This window comes from Pseudoduganella dura, from assembly GCF_009727155.1.
Classification (GTDB): domain Bacteria; phylum Pseudomonadota; class Gammaproteobacteria; order Burkholderiales; family Burkholderiaceae_D; genus Rugamonas; species Rugamonas dura.
In genome coordinates, this window is record NZ_WNWM01000002.1 from 563,846 (window position 1) to 586,544 (window position 22,699).

The window sequence follows — 22,699 nt, forward strand, 5'->3', positions numbered from 1 at the left end:
TCCCTAAATCGACGCGAGAAATGCGTTGATGCTCCGGGCCAGCAACTGCGGCTGCTCGACGTGCGACAGGTGTCCGCCAGGTAGTTCCACGTAGCGCGATCCGTCAATGGCGGCGGCGATTGCCTTGCCTTCCGCTGGCGGCGTCGCGACATCAGCGGTGCTTGAGACAACCAGCGTCGGGCACTTGACTGCGCCAAGAACGCCACGCAAATCGACGTCACGCAATGCCGCGCTCGCCCCCAGGAAGCCCGCCTTGGGCGAAGCAAGCGCCATGTCCACCAGGTGGGCTGCACCTTCCGGATTCGTGGCGACATAGTCGGCGGACAGCCAACGTTCCAGAACTGCCCCGCGCACCGTGGCCATGCCTTTTTCGCGCGTTGCCGCGATGCGTGCATTCCACGGCTCCGGCGGTCCAAGATAAGCTGCCGTGTTGCACAGTGTCAGGCTCCTTACGCGCTGCGGTGCCGATACGGCTAGCTGGACGGCGACCATCGCGCCCAGCGAAACACCGCAAACGTGCGACGAAACGATACCCTGGCTGTCGAGGAGCGCTGCAAGGTCAAGAGCGAGCTGCTCAACGGTGTAATCCTGCTCCGGCACACTGCTTTGACCCTGCCCGCGCAGGTCAAAGCGCAAGACACGATACTGGCGGCCCAGATCGGCGACCAGGGTGTTCCATACCGAGAGCTCGGTTCCGATCGAGTTCACCAATACAAGCGGGGGTGCCTGATCCGCACCATCGACACGATAGTGGATGCTGACGTTTTCGTTATCAAAATAGGGCACTGCGACTCCTTTAGGTTCAGCGTTTGTATGGAGTCATGATCAAATCAGGCCCACTATCTGTCAATTCGATGGAGAAATAGTCATAATCCGTAGCATGGATAACGAAAAGCTGGATTTGAATTTGCTTCGGGTTTTTGATGCGCTGATGCAAACGAAGCACGTCACGCAAGCAGGTGAAATTGTTGGCTTGAGCCAGCCTGCAGTGAGCTTTGCACTCAACAAGTTGCGAAAGCTGACTGGCGACGCGCTGTTTGTCCGGACACCGAAGGGCATGGAGCCCACGCCGCGTGCCACACGCATGGCTCCACCGGTGCGGCAAATACTCGAGATGGTCGTGCGCGACGTCTTCAATGCAGATCAATTCACTCCGGCCACCAGCACACACCGATTCACGTTGAGCATGACTGATATTGGCGAGCTGGTGTTTTTGCCAGCGATGTTGAAGCGCCTCAAGCGGGAAGCTCCCAGTGTTGCACTCGAGGCGGTATCGATGTCACCGGCGCGACTCGGAGAAGCGATGACAATGGGGTCGGTAGATTTGGCGCTCGGCTATTACCCTGACATCACGCGGGCGGATTTCTATCAGCAGCACCTGTTCACGCATTCCTTTGCCGCGCTCGTCCGTACGGACCATCCGCGTATTGGCGCGCAGATGACAATGGACCAGTTTTTGGCCGAGACGCACATCGTCGTGCGCGCTGCAGGACGAAGTCAGGAGCTGTTCGAGCGCCACCTGGAACAGGCGCATATTCAACGTAAAGTCGGCCTTATCCTGCCACACTTCCTGAGCATCCAGCATGTGTTGCCGGATACGGACATGGTCGCCACCGTTCCATATTCCTGCGCCAAAGTTTTCTCCCGAGCCCGTACTGTGCGCATGGTCGGGTTACCAATGCAGACGCCGAGTTTTGACGTGAAGCAGTACTGGCATTCGCGTCAACATAGCGACCCCGCCAATCAGTGGCTGCGTCAGCTTGTCCATGAGATCTTTTCCAACGGGATCGAATCGATTTGAGTTTTCCAGCGTCGGTGGAAAGGCACGAGCTGCAGAGGTGTCCGTCTGCCCACCGTCACAGGAGCATTAACGCCTTTGGATGCTCGTTCATGAAGCGGTATTTTACGCCCCGAGGATAGTACGGAGCGTGCAGCAGACCTCAAATGCACACGGCGGCCACGACATCGATGACCCCTCAAAATTAATTTTCTGCAACAAAATTCCTGTCTTTCGATAGGTGCGCCACATATAAGCATCGGCACAAACTGTGGACTTACACCAGATCCAGGGGGTAAACAGGCGCAACGCATCTAGCACATGCCTTCTACCTCCTGAGGCTCGGTCTGCACAACGCTCTGGTTTGGGCATCCCAAAGTGACTGAGCCGAGCGCTGACCAGTGGTACAAACCAAAATGAGAGATTTCAAATGAAAGATTTGAATGGCAAAGTCGCCTTCGTCACTGGGGGCGCCAGCGGAATCGGCCTGGGATTGGTCCGGGCCTTCTTAAACCAGGGAATGAATGTAGTAGTTGCCGATATCCGTGACGATCACCTGGAGGAGGCGACCCAACTGCTGTACGAACATGGCAGTCATTGCCACTTTATGCGCCTGGACGTGGCCGACCGCACTGCTATGGCAGCCGCTGCGGACGAAGCCGAACGGGTTTTCGGCAAGGTGCACATACTCTGCAATAATGCAGGCGTTGGTAGTCACCTACCAATGGATATCGCTACTTACGCCGACTGGGATTGGACACTCGGTGTCAATCTCGGCGGCGTGATTAACGGGATCGTCAGCTTCCTGCCGCGCCTCCTGCGGCATGGCGAGGGCGGCCATATTGTCAATACCTCGTCCATGGCGGGGTTGACACCACTACCGTCGTGGGGCGGCATCTACAGCACATCGAAATTCGCTGTGCGCGGTCTCTCCGATTCGCTGCGCCTGACCTTGGGACCACGCGGCATCGGCGTAACCACGCTCTGCCCTGGTCTTACGCGCAGCAATATTCGCGAATCGGAGAAGGTGCGCCCCCCGGCATTGGCTTCAAATACGGCAGACGGTGCGCCGGAAGGGTCGTTCGCACACACTGGGATGGATCCGCAGGAACTTGGCGAGGCAGTAGTACGTGCGATCAAGCGCAACGATGGCTATGTGCTCGCCCATGGTGAAAACCGTGCTAGCGTGCAGGCGGAGTTCGATGAAGTGATGTCATATTTTTCAATGGAACCGGTAACCGATCCTGATCGGCTGAACGCGATGAGCGGTTATGAACAGATGATCAACGAAGCGAAAAGCATGCAAGTGCGAGCGTAACCTAGAAAGCGTTCTTGGAATGACAAGGCAGGCGACCAAGCGCGTCGACTTAAAAACGGATTGGAAATCCAATTGGCCGGCCTGGCCTTCCCTGATCTGACGGACACTTATTCTTCTCGCACGCGGCGGATATCGGATACTGCAAACCGCATCCGTGCAATCCGCTTTGCTTGAAACCCATGTTCAGATGGCAATCTTGCTAGATCTGTTAACGCGCCGCCATCTGCGCCTTGACCCATGCCTCAATCTCGCAGCGGATCCACCCCCACCCACGTGCCGACAGCTTGACCTGCTTCGGAAACTCCCTTTTCCGGATCGCTTTGTAAATCGCAGCCCGCGACTTGCCAAAAACCGCTGTAAGCTCAGGCAGTCGCATGATGCTCGGTTCATTAACCGGCAATTGATCGTACATCTCGATTCGATACAGGTACCTGTGGGATCAGATTACGCGTTCCCTGCCCCGCACAATGATCTGCGAAAATAAAAGCATCAAGCGGCCTAGTCATATGAACAGGTCGGTACAGCCATACAGACCATGCGGAGTTGTGGAGCGTCAAGCTGCATCAAGCAGGCCGGGAATTTACCATCCTGACCGCGTCGAGAACCGGCATGGTCCGACTGGCGATCTGGAAAGAGTTGACATGAAAAAGGAAGGTGGACTATCCCCGGATTCCGCATGAAGGCCGAAGTAGGAGCATCGGATTACATTACCGGCTCGTGCGATGGAAATTCTTTACGAGCGCGCAAGACTTCAAAAGAACGCACGGCCAACCGATGTGGTGTTCCCTACCCCTTCCGCAAAAGCGCACAGCGACATGGTGTCCACCATGCAGCTTCGGCGACTAGGCATGGAGTTGACGATGCATGGCCTTCGCTCTATATTTCGCGACTGGGCGCTCGAGCAGATCCGTTTTCCGGCAGAAGTATGCGAGGCAGCATTGGCACACTCTTTTTGTGAAGGGTACCATCTTGCTGGCGAATGCATCGCCATCACCGTCGCCTCTCTTTCAGGCGGCTGCATCGATTGTGCGAGGCAGCCTCGATCGCTGTCAGACCTACGGTGTGAAGAGGAAGAGCGACATCCTGATGTCGACGATACGGATCGCGAAGTGCAATCCGGCGGTAAGCGTTTTACCTCTGATAGATGCCGCTGGACCGCTTTGGCGCCAGCGGCGCTAATGTCATCGGGAGCAACCTTGGTTGTTCGAACATCCTGGCACGCAACTGGCGCCGCGAGCAGAACACAATATTGGCAGGCAAATCATGCGACAGGGCCAGTTGCGCCACCGATACCTCGGCTCGCAAGGTTGCGTCGCCAGCTCCCGATTGAACTCGAGCGGATACTTCGTGCTGCACCAGCGTCCACTATGTTCAATTCCACTCGCATCAAAATTTGCAAATGAATTTATGGGAGCGGGCACGGACGTCGCGTCGATCCTAAGCCATTGCCTCCACCCTCATCAGAAAGAGCGCGTTTTCGTTGATGCTCTGGTCTCGACTGAACAGTGTCGTGTCAGCGACCGGGTTATTTCGTGCCGGCGTGATTGAACAGATCCGGAAAGGCGTAGCCCTTCCCCGCTGGAGCCGTAACATTCCACTCAGGTGGAAATTGGGCTGGCTGCGTGCCGTTCGTGTTTCGCAGCACGAAGCCGCGATTGAACCGTTCTGTGAAAGGTAGCGCGTGGCTGCCGTCCCGCGCGGCAAGCTGAGTGAACAGCCGGTGCCGAAGGTCCACGCGAACCGTCTCTAGTGCCGGTTCGTTGATCAAATTGTTCATCTCGCGCGGATCCTTTGCAAGATCGTACAGTTCCTCCGTGTCGTACACACCAAAGTACTGGATGTATTTCATATTGTTGCGGACGATGGCAAACGAAGCGGGCGTCATAGGGTATTCCCAGTCCCAATAGTATTCGTACACAAAGTCCTGCTGCGGCCACTCACTCCATTTCTTCTTACCTTCGAGGAGCGGCAGCACGCTATTGCCCTCGAACTGCGGTGGCGCCTCCACGCCGGCCAGCGCAAGGAATGTCGGAGCCAGATCGAGGTTACGAACACGCGCCTCGCTCCGCACGCCAGCCGGAATGCGACCGGGAGCGTAGGCGATCATTGGCACGCGTACCGATTCCTCGTAGGCATTGCGCTTGTCAACCAAGCCATGCGCACCCCACATTGATCCATTGTCACTAAAGAAGACAACAACGGTATCCTTTTCTAGGCCAGACCGTTTCAGGTAATCGAGTAATCGGCCTACGCTGTCATCGACGGAGCTGAGCACTTCGTCGCACTCGCGGCGCTCCTTCTGCAACGACTCGATTCCATTCAAGTACCGGATGTCGATGCCGTGCCAGGTGTTTCGCTGATTCTTCACCCACACCGGTTTGCCGCGATAGTTTTCTGGCGTGTCAGCGAAATTATCTGGCACCTGGTAGGTGGCGCCCTGATACTGACCAGCGTACTTCGGTGCTGGAATACACGGGCTGTGCACCGCTTTCTGCGAGAAGTACAGGAAGAATGGTTTTTTCGGATCGCGCCCATGCTCGAGCCAATCGACCGCGTAGTCAGTCAGCTCATCGGTGATGTAGGCCTTGCGGTCTACCCGCTTGCCATCGACGTTGAGGGTTTGCTGCACCCCTTTCTGGAAATCGCCCTGTGGCAGGTACGTGCCTTGGCCAATAAAGCTCACCCACCTGTCGAACCCGGGCCGGGGCGCATCGTTTTCGCCGCCCATATGCCATTTGCCGACCAGCGCGGTTTGGTAGCCAGCCTTTTGCAGATAGCTAGGGAAATACGTCAGCCCAGCTTCGCTGGAATTGGTATTGTCCACAATCTTGTGGTTGCGAGTAGTCATGCCGGTAAGGATCGTGGCGCGGCTCGGGCTGCACAGCGACGTCGTTACGGCCGCGCGCGGCAGGTAAGTACCTCCCTTGACCAGCCGATCAATATTCGGAGTGCGCAGCAGTCGGTTGTCTACGCCAAACGAATCGATCGGCAGATCGTCCAGCAGGATGAAAATCATGTTCGGCTTAGCCGCTGCTGGTGCCGCGTGGGCTGGAGCGCCCGGCAGCAGTGCCGTTGCGAGGCTGACTCCCGCAGCCACCAGGCGCGCTAGTAATGGCCTGAGTCGGCTCCTGAATCGCCGATGTCCAACGACCGGTGTCGCGACCCTGTCGCGCTGCAAGAGGTGTTTCATGTAAGCTCCGTTTTCGTGTCAAAGTTAAAATCGGTCCCGCACGGCGCGGTCGCGGTTCAGTCGCGTTTGATGCAGCGGAAGCCAATGTGCGAGGTTGTACTGTCGATTGCTTGGGGAAAGCGGGCCGCCGGGCGGTAGCGTTGGCAGTAATCGGGGGAACACAGATGGGAGCCGCCTTTTAGCACGCGCCGTCCGAGCCGGGCCGATGCGTCATTTGGGTCGGCACTTTCGTGCTGGGCGCCACCGCGTGGATTGCGTGGCGTGCAGCCGCAGCGCGATACCTTCGTTGCAAGACGGGCACCGGGAACATACCAGTCGTCAGTCCATTCCCAGACATTGCCGATCATGTCATGCAGACCGTAGCCATTCGCTGGAAAGGCACTGACTGGCGAAGTCCTCAACCAGCCGTCATCCAAGGTGTTTTCCCAAGGGAAGCGGCCCTGCCAGTAATTCGCCAGCAGGCGCCCGCCCGGAGCGAGTTCGTCGCCCCATGCGTAATCCTTGCCATCGAGGCCGCCGCGCCCTGCCCGCTCCCATTCCGCCTCTGTCGGCAACGTCTTGCCGGCCCAGTTTGCGTAGGCACATGCATCGGCATGAGCGACGTGCACCACGGGGTGGTCGTCCAGCCCATTGAGGCTGGAGCCGGGACCATATGGATGGCGCCAGTCGGCACCTATGCACCACGTCCACCAGCGGCCGGGGTCGTCCAGCGACACCTGGCCAGGCGGGGGCACGAATAACAGCGAGCCTGGCTGCAACAGTTCGATATCGACGCCTGGGTAATCCTGCGGGTCTGGCGCCGTTTCCGCAAAAGTGCGATAGCCAGTAGCAGCCACAAAACGGGCGAACTCTGCATTTGTTACGGGAACAACATCGATCCAGAAGCCATCAACGGCAACTTGGCGTGGAGGTGCTTCCTCCGGGTAGAACCGCGCTGAACCCATCTGAAACGTGCCGCCAGGAATCCAGACCATGCCCTGTCGATGGGCGGGCGCTACGGTATTCGTCACGGATGAGAGCAAAGATGTCGTTGACATGGGGCAATCCCTACATTAATAGCGGCGAATCTTAAAAGGACCTTGCCTGGTTGGCCCAAGACTTTTTAGCGATATCGATATAAAAAAATAAATTCTATGTTTATGCATAATTTGTAGATAAACCTTTATTCCTTTTGGTCATAAAGATGATCAGTTTAATTCTTTGACTTGTAATCTTGCCTGGCCGAGACTCCGCCGCAGTTGCCCTCCGGCTCGACAGTCTGATGGCGACACGAGTCTATCCATACAAATGATCCGCGCCTCAAGCACGGACTGAATACATCGGGACAGTTATGAAAAAGCAGAACAGGAATGAGCAGTGGATTAAAGCAGGCCTGGCGGCCAGCTTGCTGGCAGGCGCGGCCCATGGACCGGCTGCAGCAGCGGAAGACCAGGCGGCGGAGAGCACGGTGGGCGCCAGTGCGGCAGTGGCAACTGCGCCGGATTTTGCCGCCGAGCGCCTGCCGGCTGATGGCAGTGTGCCCAGCGTGACTGTGACAGCTACGCGCAGGAGTGCCTCCCTGCAATCCGTGCCCCTTGCTGTATCGGTGGTAAGCGGGGAGCAGCTCGAACTCGCCAACCGCACCAGCATCGATACAGTGGTGCAAGAGATTCCGAGCGCGACCTTCCGTCAGCAAGGTGGCAACAAGGATTCGACGATTTTTGTCCGTGGTATCGGCACCATCTCCACGTCGCCTGGCGTTGAGCCAACAGTATCGACGGTGGTGGACGGCGTCGTCTACGCGCGCCCTGGCCAAGCCACGATCGATCTGCTCGACGTGGACCGCATTGAAGTGCTGCGCGGGCCGCAGGGCACGCTGTTTGGCAAGAACGCCTCTTCCGGGGTGCTCAATATCGTCAGCCTCGCACCCGGCGAAGCGCTGACCGGCTATGTCGACGGCGCGGCCTACACCGGCAACGAACGGCGGGTGCGCGCGGGTGTCAGCGGTTCCCTGCAGCCCGACGTGCTGCGCGCGTCGATCAATGCGGCCTATGCGAAGTACGATGGCAATGTCACCAACGTGCATGCCGGCGGCGGCAAGGTGAACGGCTATGAACGGCGCGGCGTGCGCGGCCGGCTCGACATCACGCCAAATGCCGATACCGACATCACGCTGATCGCCGACTACCTGAAGGCGGAAAGTTCGCCGACCGCCACGCCCTACAAGCAGACCAGCGCGGTGTACGCGCAGGCGATCCTGCCGGTCGTCGCCGGCACGGAGAACCGCCAGGTCAACTACGACATCGAGAATGCGATCGACGACACCAACAAGGGTGTCTCGGCCCAGGTCAACTGGCGCCGCAACGGCTACACGCTGACATCGATCACGGCGTGGCGCGGCTGGGACAACACGCAGCACACCACCAGTTCGGCCATCGGCAACAGCACCGAAGCGGTGCGCGTGACGGCGGCCTACCCAGCCACGGGCGACATCGGCACCCTGGAATTCACGCAGGCCTCGCAGGAACTGCGCATCGCCTCGCCCGGCATTGGCCTGTCCGCCCTTGGCACGGTCGACTACGTGGCCGGCCTGTACTACCTGCACGGCAAGGACCGCGAAACCTACCAGCGCGTCGTGACCACCACGGCGCGCAACAGCGGTCGCGCCGACTACGGCGTGGAGAGCGACAGCTACTCGGCGTTCGGCGAGGCCACGATCCGCATCGACCCGGCCTGGCGCATCATTGCCGGCGCCCGCTGGACGCGCGACGAGCTGTCGTACGATCACGCCCGGACGTCGACCCAGCCGTTCACCTTCACCGGCGTGCAGCCGGGCACGCAGAGCAGCGGCAGCACGGCGAATTCCGCATGGTCCGGCCGGCTGGGGATCCAGCACGACCTGTCCGCGACGGCAACCACCTATGCCACCTGGTCGCGCGGCTACAAGGGGCCAGCGTACAACGTGTTCTTCAACATGCTGCCGCGCGACACGCTGGCGCTGGCGCCGGAAACGTCGAACTCCGTCGAACTGGGCTTCAAGGCCACCGCTTTCGCACGGCGCCTGACCTTCAATGCGGCGCTGTTCCGCACGGAGTACGCCAACTACCAGGCGAACTTCTACGATACCGCAGCCGGAGCGGTTGTCACGCGCCTGATCAATGCCGGCGACGTGTCGACCCGCGGCCTGGAGCTCGACGTGACGGCGCGGCCCACGCGGGAGCTGACCCTGTCCGGCGCGCTTGCCTGGACGGATGCGCAGATCGACCAGTTCAGATGCCCGGCGGCGGCGGCCGGTTCGTGCAACCTGAATGGCGCCACGCTGCCGTTTGCGCCGCGCTTCAAGAGCTTCGTGCGCGCCGCCTATGCGCTGCCGCTCGAATCCGGCCACACACTGAACTTCAGCGCGGACTACACCTACCAGACGCGCACCCAGTTCGACCTGCTGCAGTCGCCGGACGCGATCCAGCCGGGCTACGGCATCGTCAATGGCGCTGTCGAGCTGGCGCAGCCGGGGCAGGGCTGGCGCATTGCGCTGATTGGCAAGAACCTGGCGAACAAGTCGTATGCGTCCAACCTGGCCGCGTCGACGGGCTACGTGACGCGTGCCGTGCCGCGTGACACCAGCCGCTACTTCGGCATCACGGCGCGCAAGGAGTTCTAACAGCACTACCGACTCCCTACCACGTCAGCAGCTTCCAAGCGGCACCGACATACGGCGCAGCCTTTCGGCGCCGTTTTCACTTAGACCGCATACGATGGTTGACGAAATCTCGCTACGCCTATGGCAATTGAGCTGCTAACGCGAGCCATATGGTGGTCAAACTTGGGTCTGATTGCCGTACTTTCCCCGTACTCGCGGAAGGAGAACTACACAGAGAGTGTCTGGAAGTCGCTCCACGTGAAATCGCCTTCTGATGAATGCGGGATCTCACCTGAGGCCGGACCGAACGGCTCGGTTTAACGATCACCGGCAACTTGAACCACTCGGCGATATGCCGCCGGTAGAGGCTGAGGCAAACTATTAACGGGCACTGAGCGGTCAAGCCGTTCGAGCCTGGCTCAAACTAACCGGCCTCCACGAAAGCCAGGACTGTTCATCCTTTGCATCATTGTGGGATCCTCGGTACTCCCTTACCGGGCAGCCATTCTCGCCTTCACCCATGCCTCAATCTCACAACGCACCCACCCCGACGCCCGTGCCGACAACTTGATCTGCTTCGGAAACTCCCCTATCCGGATCGCTTTGTAAATCGCAGCCCGCGACTTGCCACAAACCGCTGTAACCTCAGGCAGTCGCATGATGCTCAGTTCGCTAATCGGTGTTTGATCGTACATCTCGACCTCCATGCAAGTAGTGGGTAAGGCCGCCCTAGCGGCAAATAATGGGCAAGCAGGACGGCGCTGCCATCCCAAGAGTGGCGCAGGCAGCGAATAAATTTCGCTGCCTGCCCGTCCAACACTACCGGTCATCGGTTGTCAATCAAGTGCTTCACGCGGCCTCGACTTCGCCGCCTGCGTCATCCGCCTTATGCACCGACAATGCGGCATTGAGCGTCAACGTCGTGCCGTCCGCGAGTCGCCATACGCCGGGAACTTCGGAATCGGCGTCCCAGAGAGCAGTCAACGTGCAGCTGTAGGGTCGTTCGGCGCCCTGGCGAACTTCAACGGCGTGCTGCAGGCTGATGCGTATGCAGGCTTCAATGCCGTCTATGACACGGGCCGCGTCATCGAAGCAGCTTGCTGGGCAGTGGCAAGCCAGCAGGAATCTACTCATGAATGCTTTTCATAGGGTTCAGCAAACAGATGTCTTCATGGCGGGCAGGTATCGCTTTACAGTCCTTGCATGAGGAACAACTTAAAGGTGATATTGCGATGAAATTTGAAACACCGGCGGGTCGAAACCCGATTGATGAGCTTAATGTTGTTGGCAAACCCGTTGACCGCGTCGAGGGCCCGCTTAAGGTTACTGGCAATGCGACGTTCGCCTACGAGCAGCATGCTGTCGCACCAAGCGCCGCATATGGCTACGTTGTCGGAGCAGGAATCGCAAAAGGCCGTATTGCATCGATCGACGTGACCCGAGCGCGCGCCGCGTCAGGGGTGCTGGCTGTCGTCACGGCCAGCAATTCCGGCAAGCTCGACAAAGGCGCTTTCTACGCTGCACGTGCGTTGGCCGGACCGGATATCGACCACTATCATCAGGCAGTAGCGCTTGTCGTTGCCGAGACCTTCGAGCAGGCACGCGCCGCCGCCAACATGGTCGACATACGCTACCAGCGCTCCACAGGCGCATTCGATCTGGAAGCAGCACGCCGAAGGGCCCGGGCGCCGAAGCAGGGCCCCTACTCGCCGCCGCCGGAGACCTCACGTGGCCAGTTCGCCGAAGCATATGCCGCTGCACCGGTACAACTTGACGCGACCTTTTCGACGCCCGATCAGGCACACGCGATGATGGAACCGCATGCCACGATTGCTGCGTGGGAAGGCGAAAAGCTGACGTTGTGGACTTCCATTCAACAGATCAACTGGGGCGTTCGCGACATTGCGAAAACGCTCGATATCCCAAAGGAGAATGTGCGCATCGTGTCGCCTTATATCGGTGGCGGTTTTGGCGGCAAAGGCACGATCCTGTCTGACGCCGTGCTGGCGTCTCTGGGCGCGCGTCATGCTCGACGTCCAGTCAAGGTCACGCTGCAGCGGGCACTCATGTTCAACAATGCGACCCATCGCCCGGCGACCATCCAGCGGGTTCGGATCGGCGCGTCGCGGGACGGTAAGATCATCGCCATCGGACATGAAAGCTGGTCCGGAAACATCGAGGGAGGGCGTCCGGAAGCGGCGACGGCGCCAACTCGCGTTCTGTACGCCGGGCCGCATCGGATGACACGTCTGCGCTTGGCACACCTCGATCTCCCGGAAGGCAGTGCCATGCGTGCCCCGGGCGAAGCGCCAGGCATGATGGCCCTCGAAATCGCCATGGACGAGATGGCCGAAAAGCTTGGACTCGATCCTGTCGCATTCCGCATCGCCAACGATACCCAGGTTGACCCCGAAGACCCTGGCCGTCCGTTCTCCCTGCGCCAGTTCGTCGAGTGCATGCGCTTGGGCGCAGAGCGCTTTGACTGGAAAAAGCGTCCCGCCAGCCCGGCCAGCCGGCGCGAAGGGCGCTGGTTGGTCGGGATGGGCGTGGCAGCCGCGATCCGCGGCGCCCCGGTGACCAAGTCGGCTGCGAGGGTACGGCTTGATCGTCATGGTATGGTGACTGTGGAAACCGACATGACCGATATCGGTACCGGTAGCTACACTATCATTGCGCAGACTGCAGCGGAGATGATGGGCGTGGAGCTTGACTCGGTAACCGTTCGTCTCGGCGACTCGCAGTTTCCCGAGTCAGCCGGTTCGGGGGGCCAGTGGGGAGCAGCATCGGCGACGGCTGGAGTTTACGCTGCCTGCGTCAAGCTGCGTGAGACTGTAGCGAGCAAGCTCGGCCTGGATCCGGCCGGTGCGCAATTCGTCGCTGGCCAAGTGCGTCAAGGCGGACGCAGCATTCCGCTCGCGCAAGCGGCGCGCGATGCCGAGCTGGTGGAAGAAGACACCATGGAATACGGCGAACTCGCCAAACGCTATGCGCAGCAGACCTTTGGCGCCCACTTCGTCGAAGTGGCAGTCGATGCCGTGACGGGCGAAATCCGCCTGCGTCGCATGCTCGCAGTCTGCGCGGCAGGCCGTATCCTGAATCCGAAAACGGCGCGCAGTCAGGTCATCGGCGGGATGACGATGGGTGCCGGCGCGGCATTGATGGAAGCGCTCGTCGTCGACAAGCGACACGGTTTTTTTGTGAACCACGATCTGGCAGGATATGAGGTTCCCGTCCACGCCGACATGCCGCATCTGGACGCGGTGTTCCTCGACGAGGCCGATCCAACGATCGCACCCTTGAAAGCAAAGGGCGTCGGCGAGCTGGGCATCAGCGGCGTCGCAGCGGCGATCGCCAATGCGATCTACAACGCGACCGGGGTGCGTGTGCGGGATTATCCGATCACGCTCGATAAGCTGATCGATCGGCTGCCCGCTTGATCCAACACCCCGGCACTTGTTTTGGCGCCGGGGTGTCGGGATAGTTGCGTCAGCGCCCAGATAGCGCCGGTTACCTTGATGGTGGCAACGCCAACACTGCAGGCTGTTCAGCGATATGCCTGCGGCTTATCGCCGTCGGTGCCCGATTGGCTGATACCCAGATTTTCGTTGACGTAAAGAGCCGGGTTGTTCGCGACCTCTGCAACAAACTCGGCAATACTCGCGCGTGACGTTTCCGTTCCTTTGTACATCTCGCCCTTTGTCGTCAGCACAAATTCGGCAACTGGCGTGTCAGTCAGCCACACCGGACGCAAAACCGTATAGTCGAGCGACGATTGTTCGAGTGCTTCGGCCACTGCCAGATTCACAGGACGGGTGTACCCAACCATGGCTCGATCCCATTGGTTGAAAGGTTCCGGGAGTTCGTCGTAAATGCCGCCTGCACTGATAGCGATGATGCGCCGAACGCCGCACTCTTTCATGGCGGCGATGACAGCATGCGTTTTTTCATCGAGATCCATGCCACCAGCAGCGCTGAAGACAATGTCCTGGCCGCGGACCGCGGCGCGCAGATCGTCTGGATTGTTGATATCGCCTTCACACACATCGGCTCGACCGCTGCCCAGGTTCCCGATTCGACCTTTATGGCGCAGAAAGAGCGTCAGCTTCACGTCTTCCTGTTGTAGCAAACGTTGGATGACAACCCTTGCAGTAGCGCCATTAGCGCCGAGGATCAGAATTTTTTTCATTTGAGTGATGGGCCGTAACGAGATTTACAGCCTGAGTGAGTTCCTAAGTAAGTTCGTTGTATTGAACAAGAAAACCGTTCCTGGCCGGCACTCGCCTGGAACGGCTGGGAGCATTATCGGCTTTGTATCACGCGGTCTGCCCACCATCGACGACAAATGCTCCACCGACGGCAAAGGCAGCGCCTTCCGAGCACAGCCAGATCACGGTTGACGCAATCTCCTCGGGTTTCCCCATTCGGCCCACTGGCTCCTGAGCAATAACAGCCTCGCGTCCTTCGGGCGTGCCGCCAGAGAAGCGATCCATCATTGGCGTTTCGATGATCCCTGGACAAACTGCATTGATGCGAATCTTGGCGCTTGCATAGTCCAGTGCCGCGGTTTTGGTCAATCCGATGACGCCGTGCTTGGAAGCTGCATAGCCGCCGGATGCAGGAAATCCTTTCACGCCAGCCCCCGACGACGTATTCACGATCGCGCCGCCGCCCTGCTTGAGGATATGCGGGATCTGATATTTCATACACAGGAACACCCCGCGCAGATTCACTGCAATCTGCTGGTCCCAGACATCGACAGGGAGATCCGCAAGCGGAATGTTGGGTTGCTCGATGCCGGCATTGTTGAATGCAAAATCGAGGCCACCGAAGGCGTCGATTGTCTTTTCTATCGCGGCTATCACGTCCGCCTCTTGTGAAACATCGCATACCGCGGCCTGTGCCCGTCCCCCTTCGGCCTCAATTAATCGTACGGTTTCCTGAATCGTGCTTGCCGTATGGCCGGTTGCCATGACATTCGCACCTTCGCGGGCAAAGGCCAATGCCGTTGCGCGGCCAATACCGCTACCAGCGCCGGTGACGAAAGCGGTTTTTCCATCAAATTGTTTCGTAGTCATTAGTTACTCCATATTAGTGATTGATATCGATAGGAAGTTCTTTCGCTATGCTGTCCATGCATCGCACTATCGTTGAAATCTAGGCCAATTGCGGCACCTGACAGTGCCATGCGCCAGGAGTTGTCAGCTCTCCTGGCTATTTCAGGCCTCTCCACCAAAACGTGAAATTCTGGAGCGGATCGGCTAGAAACACCGGCTCACCTATTCGCGGCGTGAGCAGGCGGTAACGTTTCCCCTCGCTGGCTGCGACAGCGCGCTCGAAAGGCTCGTCCCAGGAGTGGCGTGCCAGTGTGAAGCGCCCTGCGTGGCCGCTCAGCAGCGTCCGTGCATTCAGTATTTCGGCAGCGCGGGAAGCTTCTTCCGGATTCATGTGGATATCAGCCCAGCGCACGTTGTACTGACCAGCATCGAGCGCGACGAAATCGAAGCTGTCGAAGCGTTTGCTGATGTTGGCGAAATGCGGCCCAAACCCCGTATCGCCGCTGAAATACAATTTGCGTTGTGGCGTCTGCAGTGCGTAACTGGCCCACAGACTTTGGTTGCGTTTCATGAAGCGGCCAGAGTAGTGCTGCGCCGGCAGCACGTGCACCTGCAAGTCGGGCGCAAGCTCCACCGAGTTGTGCCAGTTCGTTTCCCGAATCTTTTCATCAGGGTAGCCCCAAAGTGACAGGTGGGCCCCGTTGCCCAAGCCCGCAATCACCATCCGCGTCTTCGGTTCGAGGTTCTTCATGGTCCGGTAGTCGAGGTGATCGTAGTGGTCATGTGTGATCAGGACAGCGTCGATTTCCGGCAGGTCCTCGATGGTATAGGGAGTGGTGCCGTCGAAGGCCCGCACCATGCCGGGAATCGGTGCAGCGTAATTGCTGAAGACAGGATCAATCAGGATTCGCTTGCCCCCGATCTGGACGAAATACGAGGAATGCCCGAGCCACACAACGATGTCCTGCTCAAGCGGCAGGCCGGTGAGGCTGGTCTTCACGGATGGCAGGGTGACGGATGGCGCCGGATTGTCACGCGGCTCGAAGCGCCCGCGGATTACCGCAGCGATGAAGCCGAAGCCGCTCGGCCTTGGTGGCGAGGCCACTTCGTTGCGGAACTCGCCGTCGCGGTATTGCGGCGAAGCCTGCAAGGTCGCGGCATCGCGCAAGCGCCCTGTCGTGGGATAGATATATGCGCAGGCGCTCACGCCGGCGACGCACAGCAAAGCCAGGCTGAACTTCAAGAATCGTTTCACTTCGTCTCCAAAAATAGTCGACTGGCAGTCTGTCGGCGATCAGCGCGATTTTGCATTCTTGCGAACACCATTCTTAATGGCCGTTATCTCTGCGACGATCGCCACTGCAATCTCGGGCGGTGTGTGGCTGCCGATCGGTAGTCCGACCGGGCCATGCAGGCGGTTAACCTGGTTCGCGCTAAGGTCGAAATGCATCGCCAGCCGTTCCTTGCGCCGCTCGCTGTTGACGCGCGATCCCAGCGCACCGACGTAGAACGCCGACGACTTCAAAGCCTCCAGCAATGCTAGGTCGTCCAGCTTGGGATCATGCGTGGTGGTGACAACGGCAGTATGCGGGTCCAGCCCGAGCTCGATGGCGACATCGTCGGGCATTCCTGCCAGGAGCGGGACGCCCGGAACGCACCATTCTGAAGAATATTCCGTACGCGGATCGCACACGAATACCGCGTAGCCAAGGGCTTGCGCCATGGGCGCCAGGTAGGCCGCGATCTGGCCCGCACCGATGATGAGCAGGCGCCAGCGCGGCCCGTGGATGGTCTCCAGGTGCGTGCCGTCGAAAGACAGGACGTCCGTGCATGCGGCGTCGTCCAAGCCCACGTCCGGCTCACCCACGATGACCGTGCGCCGCACCAGGCGGCCTTGTGCGATTGTGTCCTTCAGCATCGCCAAGCCAGCGTGACCGGGGTTTGGCTCGACCATAAGCTCCATGGTCCCTCCACAGGGAAGGCCATAGCGCCTTGCTTCATCCTGGGTCACGCCATAGGTCAGCAGGAATGGCAGGCTCGAACGCCACTCGTCGCTGCGAACCTTGGCAATCAGGTCGTCTTCGATGCATCCGCCGGAGACCGAACCGATCACCAGGCCATCTTCGCGCAGGGCCATCCACGACCCGGGCGGGCGCGGCGCCGAGCCCCAGGTGCGTACGACTGTAATCAGTGCAAACCGGTACCCCTCGCTGGCCCAGCGCCCTACACCATCCAGCACTTGCCGGTCCATATCGAACATGGTGATCCTTTGACGCTCAAAAGGATGCCGGCATCTTGGGCAGGAGTTTGTCGAGCGTGACGGGATAATCGCGGATGCGCACGCCGGTGGCGTTGTAGATCGCATTGGCCACCGCAGCGCCGACGCCGCATAATCCCAGCTCGCCCACGCCCTTGGCCTTCATCGGCGAGGACATCGCGTCGACCTCGTCGAGAAAAATGACCTCCTGGTGCGGGATGTCGGCATGCACCGGCACTTCGTAGCCGGCCAGATCATGGTTGACGAAGTAGCCGATACGCTTGTCGACAACGAGGTGTTCCATCGTCGCGCCGCCCACGCCCATGGTCATCGCGCCGATCAGTTGGCTGCGCGCCGATTTGGGGTTCAGGATACGGCCGGCCGCGCACACCGCGAGCATGCGGCGTATGCGGATTTCAGCGGTGGTGATGTCAACGCCCACTTCGACGAAATGCGCACCGAATGTCGATTGTTGGAACTGCTTTTCCAGGTCGCCGTATTCCATCTTGTCTTCGGCCGTGACTTCGCCCTGGGCGGCAATCTCGTGCAGCATGACGGAGCGCCCGCCGGCTGCGACGGCGCCGTTGGCAAACTGCGCGCTCGCCGCATCGAGTCCTGCCTTTTGCGCGATCTGCTCGCGCAGCTTGACGCAGGCGGCATACACGCCCGCGGTCGCGCTGTTGGCGCCGAATTGGCCGCCCGATCCGGCCGAGACCGGAAAATTCGAGTCGCCAAGACGAACGGCGATCCGATCGATTGGTAGCCCAAGCATCTCGGCAGCGGTCTGGGCAATGATTGTATAGCTGCCCGTGCCGATATCGGTCATGTCAGTTTCGACAGTCACCTTGCCGTCACGTTCGAGCCGTACCCGCGCCGCCGAAGCGATATTCATGTTGTTGCGGAAGGCTGCCGCCATGCCCATGCCAACCAGCCAGCGGCCATCCCTCACCTTGGCCGGCATGGGGTTGCGGTTTTTCCATGCGAAGCGGTCGGCGCCAGTACGCAGGCACTGCACGAAGCGGCGTTGCGAGAACTTGCGGCCGGCTTGCTGCGGATCGACGGTCGTGTCGTTGATGATGCGGAAGGTTACCGGATCCATCTTCAGCTTCTCCGCCATCTCGTCCATCGCCACTTCCAGTGCCATCAAGCCTGGCGCCTCGCCCGGTGCGCGCATCGCATTGCCTTCCGGGAGGTCGAGCGTGGCCAGGCGCATGCGTGTCAGGCGGTTGGCTCCCGCATACAGCAGGCGCGTCTGGTTCACGGCGGTCTCCGGCCCGCCGCCGGGCAGGTCTCCGGACCAGCTTTCGTGCGCGATGGCAGTGATGCGGCCTTCGCGCGTGGCGCCGATGCGCAGGCGCTGGATAGTGGCAGGACGATGTGTCGTGTTATTCATGATCAACGAGCGCTGCAACGCGACTTTCACCGGGCGGCCTGCTGCGCGGGCGCCCAAGGCAGCCAGCACGGCTTCGGCGCGCAGGAATAGCTTGCCGCCGAATCCGCCACCAATGTAGGGCGATACCATCCGCACGTTCCGTGCGGGGATGCCCAGGGTTTTGGCGAGATCCTGCCTGCCCCAGTCGATCATCTGGTTCGACGTGTACAGCGTGAGTTGTTCGCCCTCCCAGACGGCGACGGAGGTATACGGCTCCATCATCGCGTGGCTCTGGTCCGGCGTCGTGTAAGTGGCGTCCAGTTTCACCGGCGCATTGGCAAAGCCGCGCTCGAAGTTGCCTGTCTTGCTGTCCGCATTGTCCTGTCCCGCCGGTTCGACGGCAGCCGCTTTCGCCTGGCCGAGGTCATATGCGCCTCGTTGCTTCGCGTAGGATGGCTTGACCAGGGAGGCGGCGGCCCGCGCCTGCTCGAAGGACTCTGCAACGACAATGGCAACCGCCTGGTGATAGTGCTGGACCTCCGGTCCCGCCAGCAGGTGGGCGGTATTGAACTTGCCTTTGCCAAGCTTGCCGGCATTTTCATGGGTGATAATGGCGAGCACCCCAGGCGCTTTGCGGGCGGCGCTGGTATCAATCGAGGTGATACGGCCTTTCGCGATCGCCGCACCAACGACGTAGCCGTACGCCGCGTTCGGTGCTTCCTGGTGGTGCTCGTGGGCATAGCGTGCACCGCCTGTCGTTTTCAGCGGGCCGTCGATCCGGTCGAGCGGTTGGCCAATCACCTTCATCTGGTCGATAGGATTAGTGCCGGCGGGTGTGATGAATTTCATGCTTGGCCTTTTCTGGCTTGTGCCAGCAGGGAATCAATCGTGCGCTGAACGAGCACGACCTTGAATGCGTTCTCTTCCGTCGTGCGGGCACCGGCCAGCAGCAGGGCCGAGAACGCCTTTCCGCCTTGTGGCAGCACCTGTTCCGCTCCCGGCACGCGCCACGGGCGATGCGCAACCCCACCCACCGCGACGCGTCCGGTGCCGTCGGGCTGGATCACCGCCGCCACCGAGACCAGGGCAAATGCGTAGGAAGCGCGGTCACGGACCTTCTGATAGAAGTGCTGGCCGCCCAGCGGGCGCGGCAGCGTCACGGCAGTGATCAGTTCGCCCTGCCGCAGTGCGGTCTCGATGTGCGGGGTGTTGCCCGGCAGTCTGTAGAAGTCTGCGATCGGGATCGTGCGCCTGACGCCATCTGCAGCGACCGCCTCCACGCCCGCGTCGAGCAACTGCATGGCGACGGCCATGTCGCTCGGGTGGGTTGCAATGCAGGCAGTGCTCTGTCCAACGATTGCATGGCCACGCGTATAGCCGCCGATCGCCGAGCATCCGCTGCCAGGCAGGCGCTTGTTGCATGGCTGGTTGGTGTCGTAGAAGTACGGGCAGCGGGTTCGCTGCAGCAGGTTCCCCGCCGTGGTCGCCTTGTTGCGCAACTGGGCGGAGGCGCCTGCCAGCAGGGCACGCGACAGCACGCCATAATCGCGGCGCACGCGCATGGCGGCGGCAAGATCGGTGTTGCGCACTAGCGCGCCGATGCGCAGGCCGCCATCGCCGGTGGGTTCGATCTTGTCCAGACCCAGCCCGTTGACGTCGATCAAGTGCGTTGGTGTCTCGATCTCGAGCTTCATCAGGTCCAGCAGGTTGGTCCCGCCGGCAATGAAACGGCTGCCCGGCCGACGCAGCGCCGCCGCTGCAGCTTCGGCGGGCGAGTGTGCGCGTTCATAGGTAAACGCCCTCATGCCCGGCCTCCGGCGACTTCGTTGATCGCATCCACGATATTGGAGTACGCCCCGCAGCGACAGATGTTGCCGCTCATGCGCTCGCGCAGCTCGTCGAGCGACAGCATAGGTTGCGCGGTGAGGTCGCCGCTGACGTGACTTGGAATGCCTTGCTTGACCTCATCGAGGGCGGCGACAGCTGAGCAGATCTGGCCTGGCGTGCAATAACCGCACTGATAGCCATCGTGTTTGATGAACGCGGCCTGCATCGGATGCAGTTTCCCCGGCTGCCCAAGACCTTCAATCGTGGTCACCTGCGCGCCCTCGTGCATGATTGCCAGACTCAGACAGGAGTTGATTCGGCGACCGTCGACGATGACAGTACAAGCGCCGCATTGTCCCTGGTCACACCCCTTCTTGGTGCCGTTCAAATGCATGTGCTCGCGCAGGAGGTCGAGCAGGGTGGTGCGGGTATCGACATCCTTCTCGAAACGGCTGCCGTTGACCGTGAGTGAAACTTTGCCGGTCACAGGGTTGAGCGTGGTTTGCGCCGTGCTGGTGCTGTTTGATGGACTCTGGGCTGCCGCAATCGGCACAGCGGCCGCGCTGGCGGACAGCGCGCCGGCGATTAGTACATTGCGCCGTGTCTGATCGATATCGCTGGTATCTTGCATGGAATCCTTCCGGTGGCTCGTGTTATTGCATGGGAAAGAGCGCTGGCAACCTGACCCAAACGCTCGAATATCGTAGTGATGGTATGCCAAGACTTATGCACGATTGATACCGCTGATAGATATGACCTTATGAAAAGGATTCATCAATCGATAGATCCTCGCAGCCATGCGGCAGAGAATAACCCCGAACATTAATTAACTGAGCTCATAAAGCCAAGTAAATAAGTCTGCACTTCTTTCATATATTCTCCCTTACCATCCTCGATGGAAATATCCAATTTCATTGAAGGAATTTCATGAACGCAAAATTTGAGGCGCACGTGCCGCCGCAACATCTGGACGCTGGCAATCCGGGGTCTTCCGGTATCGCAGGCAACAGCCGCGCCTCCTGGGGCGGCGTTTTTGCTTTATCGCTCTCTGCGTTCGTGCTTGTCGCTTCCGAATTCATGCCGGTCAGCCTGCTGACCCAGGTCGCGACAGACCTGAGCGTGACTGAAGGCCAGGCCGGACAGTCGATTGCCGTATCGGGGGTGTTCGCCCTGATGACGAGCCTGTTGATTTCGTCAGTGGCAAGGAGCCTTGACCGCAAGAAGTTGCTGTTGGGTTTGACACTACTGATGGTCATTGCCGGGACCATTGCAGCGTTCGCCCCAAGCTATACGGTATTCATGATTGGCCGTGCGTTCCTCGGTATTGCCATCGGCGGCTTCTGGTCGATGTCTGCCGCAGTCGCGATACGTCTTGTGTCAATTGACCAAGTGCCGAAAGCACTCGCTGTTGTCAACGGCGGCAATGCCCTTGCCACCGTGGTGGCAGCGCCGCTGGGCAGTTTTTTGGGCGCCATCGTTGGATGGCGCGGGGCATTCTTCTCCCTGATTCCGATTGCGATCATCGCCCTGGCCTGGAAGCTGATCAGTCTTCCAGCGATGCCTGCTGTGCCGGGTCGTCAACCAAACAGTCTCTTCAGTTTATTGAAGCGCAAACCGGTCGTGCTCGGCCTGGCGGCAGTGAGTGTGCTCTTCATGGGGCAATTCACCCTGTTTACTTATCTGCGCCCATTCCTTGAAGGTGTAACGCGCACGAGCGCGACGATGACGTCGGCGATGCTTCTCATCATCGGTATCGCTGGTTTCGTCGGAACGATCCTGATCGGCCGTGTATTGAAGGGCTACTTGTACCGGACCGTGGTCGTGATCCCGTTGACGATGGCAGCGATCGCACTTGCGCTGATCGCGTTCGGCGACTCCGTCGTGACGACTGGGGTGTTGCTCGGCCTATGGGGCCTGCTCGCGACCTCGGCGCCTGTCGGCTGGTGGACCTGGCTCGCTCGTACGCTGCCTGACGATGCCGAAGCAGGCGGCGGCTTGATGGTTGCTGTCGTGCAGCTCGCAATCGGCACCGGGGCCGCTGCCGGCGGCATCCTGTTCGATTGGTATGGTTATCGGGCGACATTCGGGGCGAGCGCATCCATCCTAGTGGTCGCGGCGGTTCTCGCTGTGTTGGCGGCACGGTCTGCCGACCGTTCTGCTTAGGTATGTCGCACCAAGACGCCGAGATTCCGATCTGGATCAGCACTAGTCAATTTCTACGGAGCGAGTCCTTGGCGTCGTCAAGCATGGGGCGACGTTCCCCTTCTTTGCCACTTTCAATCACC

17 protein-coding genes and 1 pseudogene are annotated in these 22,699 nt (G+C 59.9%); 6 read left to right on the plus strand and 12 right to left on the minus strand.

The window, feature by feature from the left end:
- Positions 1-3: 3 nt before the first annotated feature.
- Positions 4-786, minus strand: coding sequence for a 3-oxoadipate enol-lactonase (pcaD, locus tag GJV26_RS02620; RefSeq protein WP_155707406.1), 783 nt, complete (start codon positions 784-786; stop codon positions 4-6).
- Between the two features lie 94 nt (positions 787-880).
- On the opposite strand from pcaD, the gene GJV26_RS02625 reads away from it, so the two are divergent.
- Together GJV26_RS02625 and GJV26_RS02630 are read left to right on the plus strand one after the other, a co-directional pair.
- Positions 881-1,801, plus strand: a complete 921-nt coding sequence (locus GJV26_RS02625) for a LysR family transcriptional regulator (protein ID WP_155707408.1) — start codon at positions 881-883, stop codon at positions 1,799-1,801.
- Between the two features lie 406 nt (positions 1,802-2,207).
- Positions 2,208-3,095: an SDR family oxidoreductase gene (locus GJV26_RS02630; protein WP_155707410.1), complete on the plus strand. Its 888-nt coding sequence runs from the start codon at positions 2,208-2,210 to the stop codon at positions 3,093-3,095.
- Positions 3,096-3,303: 208 nt separating this feature from the next.
- Here GJV26_RS02630 and GJV26_RS02635 read toward each other — a convergent pair whose 3' ends face one another.
- The 3 genes from GJV26_RS02635 to GJV26_RS02645 form a co-directional block, all read right to left on the minus strand.
- Positions 3,304-3,507, minus strand: a complete 204-nt coding sequence (locus GJV26_RS02635) for a helix-turn-helix transcriptional regulator (RefSeq protein WP_155707412.1) — start codon at positions 3,505-3,507, stop codon at positions 3,304-3,306.
- A 1,113-nt stretch (positions 3,508-4,620) separates the two neighbouring features.
- A complete protein-coding gene (locus tag GJV26_RS02640; RefSeq protein WP_155707414.1) occupies positions 4,621-6,285 on the minus strand; it encodes a sulfatase family protein in 1,665 nt (554 codons plus the stop codon).
- A gap of 56 nt (positions 6,286-6,341) precedes the next feature.
- Complete coding sequence (locus GJV26_RS02645) at positions 6,342-7,259, minus strand: formylglycine-generating enzyme family protein (RefSeq protein WP_155707415.1); 918 nt, start codon at positions 7,257-7,259, stop codon at positions 6,342-6,344.
- A gap of 356 nt (positions 7,260-7,615) precedes the next feature.
- On the opposite strand from GJV26_RS02645, the gene GJV26_RS02650 reads away from it, so the two are divergent.
- Positions 7,616-9,925, plus strand: coding sequence for a TonB-dependent receptor (locus GJV26_RS02650; protein ID WP_155707417.1), 2,310 nt, complete (start codon positions 7,616-7,618; stop codon positions 9,923-9,925).
- A gap of 470 nt (positions 9,926-10,395) precedes the next feature.
- Here GJV26_RS02650 and GJV26_RS30610 read toward each other — a convergent pair whose 3' ends face one another.
- A complete protein-coding gene (locus GJV26_RS30610; protein ID WP_308807613.1) occupies positions 10,396-10,734 on the minus strand; it encodes a helix-turn-helix transcriptional regulator in 339 nt (112 codons plus the stop codon).
- A gap of 181 nt (positions 10,735-10,915) precedes the next feature.
- On the opposite strand from GJV26_RS30610, the pseudogene GJV26_RS02660 reads away from it, so the two are divergent.
- Positions 10,916-11,026: pseudogene (locus GJV26_RS02660) on the plus strand (IS66 family transposase); the annotation flags it as partial.
- 110 nt (positions 11,027-11,136) lie between these two features.
- Entirely contained in the window at positions 11,137-13,341 is a 2,205-nt protein-coding gene (gene paoC / locus GJV26_RS02665; RefSeq protein ID WP_155712205.1) for an aldehyde oxidoreductase molybdenum-binding subunit PaoC, read from the plus strand.
- 107 nt (positions 13,342-13,448) lie between these two features.
- Here the strand turns inward: paoC (GJV26_RS02665) and GJV26_RS02670 are convergent, their stop codons facing one another.
- The 7 genes from GJV26_RS02670 to paoA all read right to left on the minus strand — a co-directional run bounded on the left by GJV26_RS02670 (position 13,449) and on the right by paoA (position 21,045).
- Positions 13,449-14,090: an SDR family oxidoreductase gene (locus tag GJV26_RS02670; RefSeq protein WP_155707419.1), complete on the minus strand. Its 642-nt coding sequence runs from the start codon at positions 14,088-14,090 to the stop codon at positions 13,449-13,451.
- A gap of 127 nt (positions 14,091-14,217) precedes the next feature.
- A complete protein-coding gene (locus tag GJV26_RS02675) occupies positions 14,218-14,979 on the minus strand; it encodes a glucose 1-dehydrogenase (protein ID WP_155707421.1) in 762 nt (253 codons plus the stop codon).
- 136 nt (positions 14,980-15,115) lie between these two features.
- Positions 15,116-16,213: an MBL fold metallo-hydrolase gene (locus tag GJV26_RS02680; RefSeq protein ID WP_216643098.1), complete on the minus strand. Its 1,098-nt coding sequence runs from the start codon at positions 16,211-16,213 to the stop codon at positions 15,116-15,118.
- A gap of 39 nt (positions 16,214-16,252) precedes the next feature.
- Positions 16,253-17,218, minus strand: a complete 966-nt coding sequence (locus tag GJV26_RS02685; RefSeq protein WP_155707423.1) for an XdhC family protein — start codon at positions 17,216-17,218, stop codon at positions 16,253-16,255.
- A 16-nt stretch (positions 17,219-17,234) separates the two neighbouring features.
- Positions 17,235-19,436 (minus strand): aldehyde oxidoreductase molybdenum-binding subunit PaoC, encoded by a 2,202-nt coding sequence (gene paoC, locus GJV26_RS02690; protein ID WP_155707425.1) that lies wholly within the window; start codon positions 19,434-19,436, stop codon positions 17,235-17,237.
- On the minus strand, positions 19,433-20,392 hold the full coding sequence (locus GJV26_RS02695) for an FAD binding domain-containing protein (RefSeq protein WP_155707427.1): 960 nt from the start codon (positions 20,390-20,392) through the stop codon (positions 19,433-19,435). The genes paoC (GJV26_RS02690) and GJV26_RS02695 overlap by 4 nt, the downstream gene beginning before the upstream one ends.
- A complete protein-coding gene (gene paoA, locus GJV26_RS02700) occupies positions 20,389-21,045 on the minus strand; it encodes an aldehyde dehydrogenase iron-sulfur subunit PaoA (RefSeq protein ID WP_155707429.1) in 657 nt (218 codons plus the stop codon). Before paoA ends, GJV26_RS02695 begins: the two co-directional genes overlap by 4 nt.
- Before the next feature lie 296 nt (positions 21,046-21,341).
- Here paoA and GJV26_RS02705 point away from each other — a divergent pair, with 296 nt between their 5' ends.
- Positions 21,342-22,577, plus strand: coding sequence for an MFS transporter (locus GJV26_RS02705; protein ID WP_155707431.1), 1,236 nt, complete (start codon positions 21,342-21,344; stop codon positions 22,575-22,577).
- Positions 22,578-22,699 lie beyond the last annotated feature (122 nt).

What these genes read in the sequence shown, in the direction of transcription:
- GJV26_RS02625 (WP_155707408.1), top strand. Translation starts at nt 881, where the DNA reads ATGGATAACGAAAAGCTGGATTTGAATTTGCTTCGGGTTTTTGATGCG.
- GJV26_RS02630 (WP_155707410.1), top strand. Translation starts at nt 2,208, where the DNA reads ATGAAAGATTTGAATGGCAAAGTCGCCTTCGTCACTGGGGGCGCCAGC.
- GJV26_RS02635 (WP_155707412.1), bottom strand. Translation starts at nt 3,507, where the DNA reads ATGTACGATCAATTGCCGGTTAATGAACCGAGCATCATGCGACTGCCT.
- GJV26_RS02640 (WP_155707414.1), bottom strand. Translation starts at nt 6,285, where the DNA reads ATGAAACACCTCTTGCAGCGCGACAGGGTCGCGACACCGGTCGTTGGA.
- GJV26_RS02645 (WP_155707415.1), bottom strand. Translation starts at nt 7,259, where the DNA reads ATGGTCTGGATTCCTGGCGGCACGTTTCAGATGGGTTCAGCGCGGTTC.
- GJV26_RS02650 (WP_155707417.1), top strand. Translation starts at nt 7,616, where the DNA reads ATGAAAAAGCAGAACAGGAATGAGCAGTGGATTAAAGCAGGCCTGGCG.
- GJV26_RS30610 (WP_308807613.1), bottom strand. Translation starts at nt 10,734, where the DNA reads ATGACCGGTAGTGTTGGACGGGCAGGCAGCGAAATTTATTCGCTGCCT.
- paoC (WP_155712205.1), top strand. Translation starts at nt 11,137, where the DNA reads ATGAAATTTGAAACACCGGCGGGTCGAAACCCGATTGATGAGCTTAAT.
- GJV26_RS02670 (WP_155707419.1), bottom strand. Translation starts at nt 14,090, where the DNA reads ATGAAAAAAATTCTGATCCTCGGCGCTAATGGCGCTACTGCAAGGGTT.
- GJV26_RS02675 (WP_155707421.1), bottom strand. Translation starts at nt 14,979, where the DNA reads ATGACTACGAAACAATTTGATGGAAAAACCGCTTTCGTCACCGGCGCT.
- GJV26_RS02685 (WP_155707423.1), bottom strand. Translation starts at nt 17,218, where the DNA reads ATGTTCGATATGGACCGGCAAGTGCTGGATGGTGTAGGGCGCTGGGCC.
- paoC (WP_155707425.1), bottom strand. Translation starts at nt 19,436, where the DNA reads ATGAAATTCATCACACCCGCCGGCACTAATCCTATCGACCAGATGAAG.
- GJV26_RS02695 (WP_155707427.1), bottom strand. Translation starts at nt 20,392, where the DNA reads ATGAGGGCGTTTACCTATGAACGCGCACACTCGCCCGCCGAAGCTGCA.
- paoA (WP_155707429.1), bottom strand. Translation starts at nt 21,045, where the DNA reads ATGCAAGATACCAGCGATATCGATCAGACACGGCGCAATGTACTAATC.
- GJV26_RS02705 (WP_155707431.1), top strand. Translation starts at nt 21,342, where the DNA reads ATGAACGCAAAATTTGAGGCGCACGTGCCGCCGCAACATCTGGACGCT.